The sequence below is a fragment of the Bdellovibrio sp. HAGR004 genome (assembly GCF_055397015.1).
This window is the reverse complement of the sequence record NZ_AP029176.1, coordinates 484,824-498,351: the sequence shown is the minus strand read 5'-3', so window position 1 is coordinate 498,351 and position 13,528 is coordinate 484,824. Positions and strand designations below refer to the sequence as shown.

The 13,528-nt window shown below is 49.2% G+C and carries 13 protein-coding genes; 6 read left to right on the top strand and 7 right to left on the bottom strand.

The genetic code is table 11. The annotated features are described in order from the left end of the window. The first annotated feature begins 7 nt into the window (after nucleotides 1-7). Genes ACZ5ZV_RS02625 through ACZ5ZV_RS02605 form a run of 5 tightly spaced genes read left to right on the top strand, consistent with a single transcriptional unit; the run spans nucleotide 8 to nucleotide 5,341 of the window. Nucleotides 8-1,240, top strand: coding sequence for a TonB family protein (locus ACZ5ZV_RS02625; protein ID WP_464119892.1), 1,233 nt, complete (start codon nucleotides 8-10; stop codon nucleotides 1,238-1,240). 12 nt (nucleotides 1,241-1,252) lie between these two features. Next, complete coding sequence (locus ACZ5ZV_RS02620) at nucleotides 1,253-2,269, top strand: hypothetical protein (protein ID WP_464119891.1); 1,017 nt, start codon at nucleotides 1,253-1,255, stop codon at nucleotides 2,267-2,269. Next, nucleotides 2,269-3,012 carry an outer membrane beta-barrel domain-containing protein gene (locus ACZ5ZV_RS02615; protein WP_464119890.1) on the top strand — a complete coding sequence of 248 codons (744 nt, stop codon included), beginning with the start codon at nucleotides 2,269-2,271 and terminating at the stop codon, nucleotides 3,010-3,012. Before ACZ5ZV_RS02620 ends, ACZ5ZV_RS02615 begins: the two co-directional genes overlap by 1 nt. Continuing rightward, nucleotides 3,009-4,076, top strand: a complete 1,068-nt coding sequence (locus ACZ5ZV_RS02610; protein ID WP_464119889.1) for a tetratricopeptide repeat protein — start codon at nucleotides 3,009-3,011, stop codon at nucleotides 4,074-4,076. Before ACZ5ZV_RS02615 ends, ACZ5ZV_RS02610 begins: the two co-directional genes overlap by 4 nt. After that, nucleotides 4,073-5,341, top strand: coding sequence for a hypothetical protein (locus ACZ5ZV_RS02605; RefSeq protein ID WP_464119888.1), 1,269 nt, complete (start codon nucleotides 4,073-4,075; stop codon nucleotides 5,339-5,341). The genes ACZ5ZV_RS02610 and ACZ5ZV_RS02605 overlap by 4 nt, the downstream gene beginning before the upstream one ends. Here ACZ5ZV_RS02605 and ACZ5ZV_RS02600 read toward each other — a convergent pair. The 3 genes from ACZ5ZV_RS02600 to ACZ5ZV_RS02590 form a co-directional block, all read right to left on the bottom strand. Continuing rightward, on the bottom strand, nucleotides 5,325-6,476 hold the full coding sequence (locus tag ACZ5ZV_RS02600) for a hypothetical protein (RefSeq protein WP_464119887.1): 1,152 nt from the start codon (nucleotides 6,474-6,476) through the stop codon (nucleotides 5,325-5,327). The two genes, ACZ5ZV_RS02605 and ACZ5ZV_RS02600, sit on opposite strands and share 17 nt — an antisense overlap. Before the next feature lie 155 nt (nucleotides 6,477-6,631). Continuing rightward, nucleotides 6,632-7,465 (bottom strand): flagellin N-terminal helical domain-containing protein, encoded by an 834-nt coding sequence (locus ACZ5ZV_RS02595; protein WP_464119886.1) that lies wholly within the window; start codon nucleotides 7,463-7,465, stop codon nucleotides 6,632-6,634. Between the two features lie 494 nt (nucleotides 7,466-7,959). Continuing rightward, nucleotides 7,960-8,808 carry a flagellin N-terminal helical domain-containing protein gene (locus ACZ5ZV_RS02590; RefSeq protein ID WP_262554465.1) on the bottom strand — a complete coding sequence of 283 codons (849 nt, stop codon included), beginning with the start codon at nucleotides 8,806-8,808 and terminating at the stop codon, nucleotides 7,960-7,962. Nucleotides 8,809-9,214: 406 nt separating this feature from the next. On the opposite strand from ACZ5ZV_RS02590, the gene ACZ5ZV_RS02585 reads away from it, so the two are divergent. Beyond that, a complete protein-coding gene (locus ACZ5ZV_RS02585; RefSeq protein WP_464119885.1) occupies nucleotides 9,215-10,531 on the top strand; it encodes an HD domain-containing protein in 1,317 nt (438 codons plus the stop codon). 15 nt (nucleotides 10,532-10,546) lie between these two features. Here the strand turns inward: ACZ5ZV_RS02585 and ACZ5ZV_RS02580 are convergent, their stop codons facing one another. The 4 genes from ACZ5ZV_RS02580 to ACZ5ZV_RS02565 form a co-directional block, all read right to left on the bottom strand. Then, a complete protein-coding gene (locus ACZ5ZV_RS02580) occupies nucleotides 10,547-10,921 on the bottom strand; it encodes a hypothetical protein (RefSeq protein ID WP_464119884.1) in 375 nt (124 codons plus the stop codon). Between the two features lie 7 nt (nucleotides 10,922-10,928). Beyond that, nucleotides 10,929-11,681 (bottom strand): SDR family oxidoreductase, encoded by a 753-nt coding sequence (locus ACZ5ZV_RS02575; RefSeq protein WP_464119883.1) that lies wholly within the window; start codon nucleotides 11,679-11,681, stop codon nucleotides 10,929-10,931. 72 nt (nucleotides 11,682-11,753) lie between these two features. Beyond that, nucleotides 11,754-12,935 (bottom strand): acetyl-CoA C-acetyltransferase, encoded by a 1,182-nt coding sequence (locus ACZ5ZV_RS02570; protein ID WP_464119882.1) that lies wholly within the window; start codon nucleotides 12,933-12,935, stop codon nucleotides 11,754-11,756. 18 nt (nucleotides 12,936-12,953) lie between these two features. Then, nucleotides 12,954-13,502 (bottom strand): hypothetical protein, encoded by a 549-nt coding sequence (locus tag ACZ5ZV_RS02565; protein ID WP_464119881.1) that lies wholly within the window; start codon nucleotides 13,500-13,502, stop codon nucleotides 12,954-12,956. Between the last annotated feature and the right edge of the window lie 26 nt (nucleotides 13,503-13,528).

Sequence of the window (13,528 nt, the reverse complement as noted above, 5' to 3'; positions counted from 1 at the left end):
ATTGAATATGAGTACTGCAAAGCTGTTAATTCTTGAAAATAGGTTGGGACAAAAGGTCCGCACCTTTGCCGTGGACTCTGAATCGCTGAATATCGTGTACTTGAAAGACAGTCGTCGTATCGAAGCGGTTTCCAACCTTCAAACTCTTGAATCCAACGAGATCGAATACCGTCTTTTGCAAACCATTGATCTTTCCCAGATGAACGAACAAGGCGTTGCCTTGGAAGGCCTGGGGCATCTGCGTCTGGCAGCCAATGGAGTGCCTGCAAACAGTCCGACCTATCAGCTTTCCGAAGACCAGGACGACGAGCAGCTGAAAGTGGTTCTGAAAAAGACCACCTTGGCGCATATCGCAGCCGTTCTGAGTCTGATGATGGGAACCTGGATCTGGGCTTCTTATTTCTCTAAAAAAGAAGAGCCTACTTTAGTGACGATCGTTCTTCCCAAAGAAGAGCCCGCTCAAAAAGTTCAGGAGCCTCGCGCCCACGTGAAGGTCTCTCAAACCAAAATCAAACAGACCAACAAAGTCTATAGACCCAAAGCCCAAGCCAAGCTGAAGACAAAACCCTACAAGGTGAACACAGCCAAAGCCAAAGACGTCAGCCGTATTGGTGCGTTGGCCGCTTTGGGTGGCACACCGAAAGGCACTCGTGGCTACGAGGGACTGGATAACAACTCTATGAAGGCCATCCGTTCTGCCGGCGTGGGCAGCGGCGGTGGCGGCGTCGGTTCCGCAGGCCGTGGTGGCATCAAAGGTTACCTTCCAGGTAACGGCCTGATCGCAGGTTCTGCCGGTGAAGGCAGCGGTCGTGCGCAAAGCGCGGGTGGCTACGGCACGAAAGGTGTTGGTGGTGGTCGCGCCGGTTACGGCAAGATCTCTTTGGTGGGTGGCACTTCGGCTGTCAGCTTGCCATTGGATGAAGAAGCCACTGTCGAAGGCGGTCTGGATCGTGACCAGATCATCGCGGTTATCAATAAAAACAAGGGTCAGATCATCTACTGTTATGAAAAGGGTCTTCAGGCACAGCCATCCATCGGTGGACGCGTGGCCGTGGACTTCGTGATCGGTCCGGCGGGAAGAATCACCACGGCGAAAGTGGCTCAGTCTTCCCTGGGATCTCGTATGGTTGAAAACTGCATGCTGCAGAGAATGAAATCATGGCAGTTCCCTCGCCCTGTTGGAAATGTAAATGTTGACGTTCTTTACCCATTTGAACTTATGCGCGTGAGCAGCCGCTAAGAGAGGTACAAAATGAACTTTCTGAAAACCACTATTCTGACCGTTCCAGTGACTTTGATCCTTGCCGGTTGCGGTGATTGGAAGAAGGATCCTGTACCAAATTCGACTCTTGAAACTTTGAGAAAACACTCTCAGGATGTGATCACTCACGGTCCCGACAAGCCTCGCGAAATCACCAACACTGTTGTGGTTGAAAAGCCCAAAGTCGTGGTGAAAGAAGAATCCACTGTTGACGAAAAGTTCATCGTGATCACTCCGGATGCACAAATGACCTTCAACGAAGGTCAGGAATCTTCTTTCAAAGTTTACGCACGTGTTCTTATTCCGGGCGTTCAGATCAAGCTGACAGCTCAAGGTCTGCCTGAAGGTGCGACACTGGAAGCTTCTGAAAAGGAAAAAGATCTTTATATTCTGAAATACAACCCGGCTCTTTACACTGTGGCATCCACGGCCAACATGAAAGCTGTGAATGTTAAATTCGTCGCTGAGGTTGTTTCAGCCACAAGCCAGAATGCTGACAAGCTCAAAGGCCTTGTGCGTGAAAAAGAAACGACTTTGTTCGTGTTCAAAAACCAGGAAGCTCCGTCTGAATTGAAAGTGGATGGACTGGGTTCTGAAGTGATGCAGGGCCTTGAAACTGTCTTTACCGTCACGGTGAAAGTACCAGGCATCGACGGCCGCAGCCAGCAGAAGCCACGTCTAGTTGTGAGCTATGATGGTGTCAGCTACACAGCCGGGAACGATTTCCTGGAGTTGGATGGCTCTCGTCACGTTATTGCTGATTCGAAACAAAAAGATCCTGAATACCTTGGGGACTCTCGCTGGAAGTTCAAGTTGGTCTTCGACACAAAGAAGATCGCTGTGCAACCGCAACTGGCGAAAGATGGGACATTCATGGTGAATGCTAATGGGGTGCGTGTTCGCCTTAGCTTTAAAGTTTATGGTCCAAATGGACTGTCAACTCCAGAATCCCTGACTCAGTTGAAAATTCGTTTTGCGCCTGAGCAGGCTTCCCAAGGAGCCCAATAATGAAAACAACACTTAAGCTTCTTTCTCTTTCCGTCATTGCCGCCGCCTTTATGGCGTCTCCAGCGATGGCGGCTGGTAAGGCCTCTGCGAAGAAGGCCACTTTGGCTGATGACATTGATTCCCTGGGTGGAAATCAGGAATTGATGGAAATGGCTCAAAACATCAAGTCCCAGACACGCACGCGCATCGTGCAGGACCGTATCGTTGAAAGACGCAACCGGGTTGAATTCGGCGTTTCTTACGGCAGCGTTTTCGGTGGTGACTCTTACGTAAAAACCCAGTCTTTGGGTCTGGCAGCTGATTATCATATCACTCCCCGCTGGTCTTTGGGCGTTCGCTACTATGATTACGGCAACAAACTGACCGACGAGGGTCAGCGTATCTTCGATCAAGCCAAAAAGAACTACGAAGCCGGCGGCCGCGCCTATGCGGTGGATATCGATTATCCGGAAAACGCTGCCATGGCCGTTGTGAACTGGTACCCGATTTACGGTAAAACCAGCTTCCTGGACATGGGTGTGACTCAGTTTGACCTTTACTTGTTGGCAGGTGGTGGTCAGATGACTCTTTCCAGCGGCACAACCAGCTTGATGACAGCTGGTGCTGGTGTGGGTGCCTGGATCACGAAACACATCTCAGCCCGCGCAGAGATGAGATATCAAACTTATAAAGATCAGCCTGTCACAGGCTCCAGAACTCTGGACACTGTTGTGGGCTCTTTGGGAATCGGATTCATTTTATGATCTCCCGTAGCTTGTTTTTTAAGAACATTCTTATCGCTTCTTTGCTAGGCACAGCGTCCGTCGCTGGCGCTGCAGAGACGCTTGTTCTAAAGAACTGGGGTCAGTCTTTTGAAAAAGCCCTCTCCGCCAAGGACAATGCCACAGCCTTAAAGCTTTTGGATTTCAAGACTCTGGAAAAAGAGATTCTGCCGAAGTGTGTGGATTGCTCAGGCAAAGAATCCATGAAAAAAGCCCGTTTGGCTTTTGCCAAGGGTCAGTTTGACGAGTCCTTGAAGCTTTACAACCAAATCCCCAAAGGCAGCGACTACTGGTTTGAAGCCGTCGAAGAAAAAGGCTGGGCATACTTCCGTAAAAATGATTCCGAAAAAGCTCTGGCACAAACCAAAACTCTGATCAGCCCGCAGTTTGGTGAGGTTGTTAATTCAGAGGCTTACTTCCTGCGTTCTCTGACTCAATTAAGAATCTGTGATTACAAAGGTGTCTTTGAAACTCACGAAGCCTTTAAGGAAAGACAAAGAAACCGTATCCTGGAAGTTCAAAAGCTGGCTGAAACCGGCATGAACGAATCCTTTGCCAAGGTTTTGTCCAAGACCGTGAACTTCCCACTGAAAGCCTCAGAAGTTGCGGAATCACTGCTGACACTGCCGGTTCTTTACTATAAGGATCTGGATCTTCAGAAGGAAATGCTGCGTTTCAAGGTTTCTGAAAAAGCATTGGAAATCCTGAAGGACCGCAACACTCAGCCCACTTTGCAGTCTCAAGTTGCCAAGATCCAGCAGGAAAGCTTTGCGAAACTTAAAAACCGCATGAAGCAGCTGGCAAAGACTGAGTCTGAAGCCAACTTCCGTATCGTTCAGAAGTTGAATTTGATCGAGGTTGAAGCCATTCAAAGAATTCATACCGACATGAAACTGGCCCAAGAGCTTTACTCAAAAGGTGACTTCCAAAAAACAGGTGAAGATCAACTGGTCTTCATGGATGACGGTCGTCCTTGGATTGATGAACTTGATAAGTACGACGTGGCAGCCAAAACCTGCCCGCAGAACATCAGGAGGAAAATGTGAAACAAGTCATTGCCCTTTGCATTTATGCTTCTGCTTTGATGCTGGTTGCGGCCTGCAGTCCGGAATCCAGCGGTATTATGGCGCAACAACCCGAAGTTCCACCGACTCCTGTGGAAATCCCTCAGTATGAACACGTTGAGGAACAGAAATTCACATGGATCACTGAGGATGGCGGTCAAAGCCAGTTGGACTTCAACCCGCAAGTGGACATCCTGTTCGTGACGGACAATTCTGAAAGTATGAAGTCGGCCCAGGAAAACCTGTTACGCAACTTGGATCGTTTTACCAACGGCATTAACAAGAATGCGATGATCGACTACCACATTGGTGTGATCACAACTTGGGACAGTTCTGAACGTTTCGCAAAAACAAAAAAGGACTCCTTCCAGATCGGCGAACTGCGCTACATCAAGGATTCCAAAGGTCAGTCCTACAACAAGCGTTATGTAACGAAGAAAGAAAAGAGCATTTTGTCCTCTTCTTTGAACGTGGGTGTTGCGCCTTACTCTCAGGGCGGTCCTGAAGACGAAGAATTCTTTGCTCCCCTGACGGCCGCTTTGGAAAAGTCGGGTCGTGGTGGTGTCAATGAAGGCTTCTTCCGCCCCGAAGCACAGCTGGTAGTGGTTTTCCTGACGGACGCTGATGAAATCAAAAACTCTCGTATCACAACGGAGCAAATGACTCGCACACTTTTGGATTTCAAAGGTGGCAAGGCGAACAAGCTGTCCGTTTATGGCGTTCTTGTGAAGGCCAATGACGCTGACGAATACAAGGACTGGGCTTTGCGTATTCATCCGAAATACAACCCTCAGTGCTTTGACATGACTCAGAAGACACCAAAAAACAACGGCACCTGCAAAGGTTTTGGTCCTGAAAAGCTGGAAGAACTGATTGTTCTGGCCAACGAGGAAAAAGGATCTCCAGAAACCATTAAGTCAAAATACATTGTCGGCATCGTGAACAAGAACTTCGGTGACGATCTGGCGCGTATCGGTTCTGATATCACCAAAAAAACTTTGGCGAAAGAGATCTTCCTGAGCCAGCGTCCACGTGTTGACAATGGCGTATTACAGGTTCGAGTTCGTTACGGCACGCCGGCAGAACTTAATGCGGGCCGTGGCCAGATCATCCCGAACAAAGTTGCGGGCGGTTGGGCTTATGATCCGGAAAACAACTCGGTCCGCCTGGGTGGCGACATCGAGTACAAGTATCAGGAAAATGCCCGCTTTGCGGTGGATTTGATTCCTCTTACTCTTGCGCAGTAATTCTGTTGATCAAGTCCGCCACCTCGGCGGACTCGTTGATCGTTCTTTGGCTGATTGCCACGTTTCGTCCGAAATATCCAAAAGCTCTGATCTGGTGAGTGTTCCACACTTCAGGGCTCATGTTGCCAAGATTGTATTTGGCGTTGGCATAGATTTCATGACTCCACAGTTGATCGACTTTAAGTTCCGGACGTTTATTCAAAACCCATTGAATAGCCGGTTGAGCCACGTGACAACTGACGCAGTCCATGTTTTCCGGGTTGAAATTCTTGGGATTTTCCACGCGGAAAGCAGCCCGCACCTCTTTACGAATCAACTCCTCTGTCCCCGGCTCATCCAGGCGGATGGATTCTCCAGCCAGGTTGCTGAAAGTATCCGGCCCTTTCGGTGAAGGAGCAATGCCCCCGCCCGCAAAGTGATCTTGAGGAACCGCCAGATTTATAAAGGACTGCGCCTTGCGATCTCCCAATCGAGGCACTGACAACATTTGCAACTTGCCACCCTCCGTGGGTTCGAAGCCCGCAAAGGCCCACATGTCAGCATTCCCCCGCAGCACCATGGCTGTCACACGCGTAAAGTTTTCGGCGCCAGCGTACTTCAGAATAATTTTATTAAATTCAGCAAAAGCCGGGGCCGCATCCCCTTGCTGTTTCCACGCCGGGTGCACCTGCAATGGCAGATAGGTCGTATTCACTGAGTGTTTCTTTTTCCACGCCGCCAGCTCTTTCAAAAGACCGTCAAACTCCCAGTCCTGCAGAACATAGAAACTGTGCAATGCTGCATCCACAGACTGGATTTCATCACGACGGGATAATTCTATCGGCTGCCACACAAGGCGAATCTGACGCTGGCAAGACTGAGGCGTTGGCAGAGGGAAGCAAGGATCAATACGAACACCCACCACACGCAAAGTGGTGTTGACCTCTTCACGGCTGCGATCGATAGCCAAGACCGGAATCTGATTTACAAAGGATAGGGGCAATAAAGCTCCACCGCGGGCGGGGCTTTCCAGCTTCAGCAAAGAATCTTCGCCCACTTTGTTCGGCAAAGGCATCAAATAAGAAACGTCATTCAAATCCCAGGCTGCCTGAGCCTGAAGCACCATACTGCAAAGAAAAGCCGCAATGAATTTCATAGACTTTGTTCGTGCCTTGCGGAAGGCCCCAATTCAACAATATTCGCATTACTCTGGGCGGCATTTGTCTAAATGAAAGTCCGTTGAAAACATGGGAACAGAAAATAAAAAAGGCGGCTCTTTTTTAAAGGAGCCGCCTTTTGCTTTTTAACTTATTAGCCCAAGAGCTTCAAAGCCAATTGTTGTGACTGGTTGGCCTGACCCAAAACGGAAACCCCGGCTTGCAACAAGATGTTATTTCTTGTCATCTCAGAGGTCTCTGCCGCCACGTCAGTGTCTCTGATTCGGGAGTTCGCCGCCGACAAGTTTTCATCAGCGATCAACAAGTTGTTGGATGTTGATTGCAGACGATTCTGTAAGGCACCGAAGTTCGCGCGAATCGCGTTCACCGATGTCAGGGCCTGATCGATGGTATCCAAGCTCAGCTGAGCTCCTTCCTTCGTCGCCACACTTTCTGCCGTCAATCCCAGGGCATCGATAGTGGCATTGGCCGCACCGGCATTAAAGCTGATGCGATCACGGAACGGGTCGTTGTTTACGCCGACCTGAATATCAATCATTCCACCAGTACCGTTGAGCAGCTCGTAACCGTTGAAAACCGTGGATTCCGTAATACGCTGGATCTCGGATTTCAGCTGTTGATACTCAACGTCCAAAAACTTTCTTTCAGTTTCACCAATAGTGTCAGAGGAAGCCTGTACACCCAACTCTCTCAAACGAATGAGCATATTGGAGACTTCATTCAAGCTGCCTTCCGCGACCTGCACAAGAGAAATACCGTCGTTGGCATTTCGGTTGGCCTGTCTTAAACCTCTGATTTGTCCTTTGAGGTTTTCGCTGATCGCAAGACCTGCAGCATCATCAGCAGCTTGATTGATTCTCATTCCAGAAGCCAATCTTGCCATTGATCTGTTTGCGTTGATGTTAGTCATGTACAGATTTTTTTGTGCATTCAACGCTGCCACATTGGTACCGATTCTTAATCCCATTCTATCCTCCGTGCTTCATAGTTCTTCCTCCGTGAAAATGTGCCATCCGTTGGCATAAGGCGCGATCCGTGCACCTGTAAAATTAATATTCGGAACTTGCGATACAGTTCCCTGCTTACTTTTCGGAAATAAATTACAACGGCTCGAGTCCAGTTTTTTTCTTTTCTTTTTTATTTTTGCTGAGGGAAAATTTTCTGAAAAATCGGTCACTGCAGAAGAGAAAAAGCAGCATCTAAAATTGACGGACAAGGTCACTCGCAACGGAGTCCTTTATCAAAAAAATCGGTCACACATTCAGAAACTGGATGCAGAATCCTGTTTCTTAAATCCACTCCCCGTCAGTCAAGATGTGACTGAAAAATGAGGCCGCCGTGAAAGACGGCCTCGGTCGCAGGAAACAGATCAAATTGTCAGCTCGTTTTACAGAGCTCGGGTCGTTACACTTGAGGGTGATCTTGATCAGTCAAGATCGGGAACCTAGGTCACTCCAAGGATTAACCCTGGAATGACTTGTTCAAGAGTCCAAGTGCTACGTTAGCTTGGGAATTTGCTTGTGCTAGGACGGAAGTACCGGCTTGCAACAAGATGTTGTTCTTGGTCATTTCAGATGTCTCTTCAGCCACATCCACGTCTCTGATACGAGAGTTCGCAGCTGACATGTTCTCTACAGACACTTGAATGTTTGAAACTGTAGATTGAAGACGATTCTGAATCGCACCAAAGTCTGCACGCATTGCGGAGACACTGACGATCGCCTGGTCAATCGCTGCCAAAGCGTTCTGAGCAGAAGCTTTGTCGGCAACAGAGGTCAGGTTCACACCCAAAGCGGCAGAGTTTGCGTCAGCTTTGGAAGCATCGAAAGAGATACGGTCGATTTCAGGATTATTTCTGGTACCAACTTGGAAGTCCAGGATGGAACCTACACCCGCCAACAACTGAGTTCCGTTGAACTCTGTGCCTTCGGAGATACGGTCGATCTCTGACACTAATTGATCGTATTCCACGTTCAGGAACTGTCTTTCTACAGGACCGATAGTATCGGAGGCTGCCTGTACGGACAATTCTCTTAGACGGATCAAGATCGAAGAGATCTCGTTCATGGAACCCTCGGCCACTTGAACCAGAGAGATACCGTCTTGAGCGTTTCGGGATGCTTGTTTCAGACCGCGAATCTGAGCTTTCAAATTCTCAGAGATCGCTAGGCCGGCGGCATCATCACCAGCTCTGTTGATGCGGAAACCGGAAGCGAGCTTTTCCATGCTCTTATCCAGACCGATCTTCGTCCCCCAGAGAACTCTCTGAGCATTCAACGAAGCACTGTTCGTATTAATTCTGAGACCCATGTTTCCTCCTCCTTGAAGATTTCCGAGCTTCGATCCTTGAAACTCGGTGCACCTACCGTGGTGCCCTTGGGCGATTCATTTCTTACCTTACTCATCGGAGTCCCCAGAAATTCCTAAAGTGATACGTCTCAATTTTTTACATTTCTGGCCCTAGGGCTTGTATCAGCCCGTGGCTGCAGATTCGCCCGTGGGAAATCTAACTATTGATTTTCAATGAACTTTTTTCATTTGATGTTGCCGCACCCAGCGCCATAAGAACCCTGTATCTAGCCCTAGGTCCTGTATCAAATAGGCATATATAGGCCTTGGGGCGAAGGTCCTTTATCTTTAATTGAAGCTGTTTGACATAGCCTGAGGAGACCCGCTAATTGAGTCTCATAGCAGTGCTGCCCCCAGAGGAGAAAAGATGGAAATTCGCGATCCTGTTCATGGCTCTATATACTACTCTGAACCTGAAGTGGCCGTGTTGGATACCGCCGAATATCAACGCCTGCGCGCGATCAAGCAGCTGGGTTATGCGGAATTCAGTTTTCCTGGTGCCACCCACAACCGCTACATTCACTCTGTCGGCGTGGGCCATCTGGCTGGCGAAACCTTCGATGCGATCTTCCGGGTTTATCCCTTTTCAAAACCTTCTGTGAAAACTCGCTTCCGCCAGGTGCTGCGCCTGGGGGCTTTGTTACATGACGTGGGACACGGCCCTTTGAGCCACACCACTGAACAGGTCATGCCACATCTGTCTGAGTTGAAGATTCAACTTTATAAAGAACAGGAACAGTACGGGGAAGAAGCCCACACGGTGATGAACCACAACCGCCGTGCCAATCACGAAGACTACACGATCAAATACGTTACGGACTCCGCAATCTCTGAAACCCTGCGCACCCAGTTCCCTGACATTCAGCCGATCCACGTGGCGTGCCTGATCGACAAGGCCCTGCACTGCCCGGATGATTTCTTCATCGACAACGGCGTCGATTTCCGTCCGATCCTAAGTCAGCTGGTTTCCAGTGAACTGGATGTGGACCGCATGGACTACCTGGAACGCGACAGTTATTTCTGCGGCACCAATTACGGCAAAATTGATCTGTCCTGGTTGATTCAGAACATGACCTTCCATCGCAAAGAAAACAAAATGTATCTGGGCCTGAACCGCCGTGCCCTTTATTCTTTCGATGACTTCCTGATTTCCCGTCATCACATGCACTTGATGGTTTATTGCCATCACAAAAGCATCATCTACGAGGAAATGCTGAACCGCTATCTGACGTCACCTGACTGTACGTTCGTTTTGCCAGGAGATATCAACGAGTACACCAAGTACAACGACTATCGCCTACACGAACATCTGTCTGGCGCCAACAACCCTTGGGCACAACGAATCGCCCAAAGAAAGCCGTTCAAGGTTTTGATCGAGCAACACAACACCGCTGAATCAGAAAGCCCGGAAGCCATCAAGAAGGCACTGGAAGCTGACGGTATTGAGGTCATCCGCACCAGTTCCAAGGCGCGTCTGTCCAAGTACCACACGGCCTCCCCGGAAGAGCGTGCGCTGCAGATTTACGTTGTGGATCAATATGACCGCTGGGCCCAGCCCTCCCCGATCAATCAGACCACCGAGATCTTCCAACGCTATGAAGGCGCTCGTATCATCGACCGCATCTATGTGGCACCGGAAAATCTAAGACAGGCAGAATTGATTCTGAAAGGTCTGAAACTCTAGGCGGAAAGATTCCGCCTAGCTTCGGAAAGCAAAGAACATTTTCAAAAGGACAATCGTGACAAAGGCCAGACCTAGCAACTTGGGGAAGGCCTTTTTCCATTTAGAGGGAAAATTGCGGATGACCTTCACGACCTCAAAGGGACCCACCTCTTGAACAGGGATGTGCTTTAACCCCTCAGGCACATCACCCAGGTAAACCAGATAGTTCACATCCTGACGACGGCAGTGATATAGGTACGCAGGACCGCGCTTGTAGATCGCCTGGACCTCGGAAATATCGAGCTCCAAAGGCGCCTTGTTCCAGCAGTCTTTCAAAGTGTAGTGGGGAATAAAATCCCACCACTGAAACATCACCGATGCCGGACGAATGATAAGCTTACCCTGCTGCATACCTCACCTAACTTAAAGAAATAACCTGACCGTTCACCGCAGCTCCGAACTGACTGACCAGATAAGTCACGGTGTTGGTGACCTTGTCAGGCTCAGTGATTCTAAGATGCGGTTCCTTCACCTTTAACGCCTCCACTGCTTCTTTGATGGATTTGGCTTCCGGGTGTTGGGCCAGAATATACTCTTCGGTCAGTCCCAATTTCAAGACATTCACGGTGATATTATGCTCTGCCACCTGTTTTGCCAAAGACTGCGCAAAGGGCACCAACGCCCCGCGAGCTCCGGCCAGAATAGGATCCGGATAAATTTCATTAAGCAGGTACAAAATTCTGCCGCGCTTGCGATTCTTCAAAAAATTCAGAACAGCATGAGTCAGCATCACAGAAGATTTAAAGTTGTGTTGAATCTCTTCATCCAGATAGTCAATACTGTCGCCAATTTTGTAGCGATTCTGTTTGTTGTACGTTTGTGCATCAATAAACAGATCCACGCTGCCAAAAGACTGCGCCGCTGTTCCCACCGCATCCTTGATATCGTCAGCGGTTTTCATAGCCGATTTCACCCCCAAAGCTCTGCCAAACTTTGGGTTGATTTCGCGCGCATCATTGATTTGATTGCAAAAACGCTGACTGGCCGTATTGTCGAAATCCAACAAAACACAGTCTGACCCCATTTGAGTCAGCCCCATCACCAGGCTTTGCACGGTTGTTGTAAAAGGACCGACGATCAATGCTGTACGTTCTCGAAGATTAAATTCCATGAAGAGAGTCTTTCACTAAAAGGGCGAATTAACAAAAACCCCGGCAACAGTCGTTCCGGGGTTGGCAAAGTTTTAGATTTTTTCGATGATGATCGCAATACCCTGACCGCCGCCAATACATGCAGAGCCCAGAGCGTACTTCCCACCGCGACGATGAAGCTCATAAACCAGATGATTCATGATACGAGTTCCTGAAGCCCCCAATGGATGACCCACAGCAATCGCACCGCCGTTCACGTTGGTTTTAGCCGGATCGAGTTTTAGTTCTTTTTCGACCGCAAGATATTGAGCAGCGAAAGCTTCATTCACTTCCACCAAATCCATTTGTTCCAACTTCAGGTTCGCTTTTTCCAAAGCCTTGCGAGCCGCCCCCGCAGGTCCAATACCCATGATCGTCGGATCACAACCTACAGAAGCATAACTGATAATGCGAGCCATCGGCTTCAGCCCCAGTTCTTTGGCCTTGGATTCGCTCATCAGAAGCGAACAGGCCGCACCGTCCACAATACCTGAGGCCGTCGCTGCCGTAACCTGACCGTCCTTTTTAAAGACCGGCTTCAAAGTCGCCAGCTTTTCAAGCGTTGAGTCCGGCTTTGGATGTTCGTCTTTTTCGACAACCACCGCGCCCTTGCGACCTTCGACAGTCACCGGACAGATTTCCTGCTTCATGAAGCCTTTTTCAACCGCTGCATTGAATCTTTGCTGGGATTGAATCGCATAAGCATCAGATTGCTCACGCGAGATGCCATACTTCACGGCCAGATTCTCTGCTGTGATTGCCATCGGCATTTTTGCATAAGCATCCGTCAACGCCGAGGTCATCAGATCTTCCAGCTCAAAGTTCCCCATGCGCATACCATCAAAGCGGACCTTGCGAGCAACATACGGAATCTGTGACATCTGCTCGACGCCACCGGCAAGAACGACAGAAGCTTCCCCACACTGGATCATTTGCACGGCATTGACCCAGGCCTGAAAACCGCTGCCACAAAGGCGATTGACAGCAAAGGCACCCACCGCCACTGGCACACCGGTCTTCAAACCGATATGACGAGGCAGGTAGGCGGCATCAGCACCTGACTGCACGACGTTTCCGAAGATCACATGATCGACTTTTTCAGGTGAAAGACCGGCTTGTTCCAGGGTTGCTTTGGCGGCAGCCACACCCAGATCCGTTGCTGAAACATCCTTTAGAGATCCGCCAAAGGCTCCAAAGGGAGTTCTTTTCCCAGAGATAAAAACAATATTTTCCATGAATTAAGGGTAGGACGCTTACCAGGACCAGGCAAGGCCAATCATCGACAAGCCCTGCTCTTTATTGGCTTTATGACTGACAATCAGATCTTTATTATCCAGGACTTTGTCTTTGAACTGAATATCTGTTTCAGAGGCCTTCGCATCGTAGTTGATAGCCGCCTTCAACCAGCCTGAGTATTCCATCTTCGCCAAAGCCTGAAAGGCTTCCACACGGAACGAAAATTTATGAACCACACCGTGCGGAGTTGTGGCCGGAACAACAACATCTGTCTTCAGCTTTTCCTGGGTTTCTTCCACGGCTCGGCCCAGAGCGCTGTTTTTCATAAATTCAGAATTAAACCATAGATTGAATCCGCGGTCGGCAATACGACTCATGACAGATCCGGTGCTTTCATCTTTTTTGATATCCAGGGGAATGATCTTGGCCACATCTTCTTTGGTGATCTTTGGTGTGACTTTATCCTCGGGAATCACCAGCGGCTTGGTGGTACGCAAGTCCACCTTGGCCCAGCAGGCTCCGGAGAAGGTCATCATAAAGAGAAGGCAGGAAACCAAAAGTCTCATACTTACCTCTTATACAAAGAGCGTTC

What these genes read in the sequence shown, in the direction of transcription:
- ACZ5ZV_RS02615 (WP_464119890.1), top strand. Translation starts at nt 2,269, where the DNA reads ATGAAAACAACACTTAAGCTTCTTTCTCTTTCCGTCATTGCCGCCGCC.
- ACZ5ZV_RS02620 (WP_464119891.1), top strand. Translation starts at nt 1,253, where the DNA reads ATGAACTTTCTGAAAACCACTATTCTGACCGTTCCAGTGACTTTGATC.
- ACZ5ZV_RS02590 (WP_262554465.1), bottom strand. Translation starts at nt 8,808, where the DNA reads ATGGGTCTCAGAATTAATACGAACAGTGCTTCGTTGAATGCTCAGAGA.
- ACZ5ZV_RS02580 (WP_464119884.1), bottom strand. Translation starts at nt 10,921, where the DNA reads ATGCAGCAGGGTAAGCTTATCATTCGTCCGGCATCGGTGATGTTTCAG.
- ACZ5ZV_RS02610 (WP_464119889.1), top strand. Translation starts at nt 3,009, where the DNA reads ATGATCTCCCGTAGCTTGTTTTTTAAGAACATTCTTATCGCTTCTTTG.
- ACZ5ZV_RS02575 (WP_464119883.1), bottom strand. Translation starts at nt 11,681, where the DNA reads ATGGAATTTAATCTTCGAGAACGTACAGCATTGATCGTCGGTCCTTTT.
- ACZ5ZV_RS02625 (WP_464119892.1), top strand. Translation starts at nt 8, where the DNA reads ATGAGTACTGCAAAGCTGTTAATTCTTGAAAATAGGTTGGGACAAAAG.
- ACZ5ZV_RS02600 (WP_464119887.1), bottom strand. Translation starts at nt 6,476, where the DNA reads ATGAAATTCATTGCGGCTTTTCTTTGCAGTATGGTGCTTCAGGCTCAG.
- ACZ5ZV_RS02595 (WP_464119886.1), bottom strand. Translation starts at nt 7,465, where the DNA reads ATGGGATTAAGAATCGGTACCAATGTGGCAGCGTTGAATGCACAAAAA.
- ACZ5ZV_RS02570 (WP_464119882.1), bottom strand. Translation starts at nt 12,935, where the DNA reads ATGGAAAATATTGTTTTTATCTCTGGGAAAAGAACTCCCTTTGGAGCC.
- ACZ5ZV_RS02565 (WP_464119881.1), bottom strand. Translation starts at nt 13,502, where the DNA reads ATGAGACTTTTGGTTTCCTGCCTTCTCTTTATGATGACCTTCTCCGGA.
- ACZ5ZV_RS02585 (WP_464119885.1), top strand. Translation starts at nt 9,215, where the DNA reads ATGGAAATTCGCGATCCTGTTCATGGCTCTATATACTACTCTGAACCT.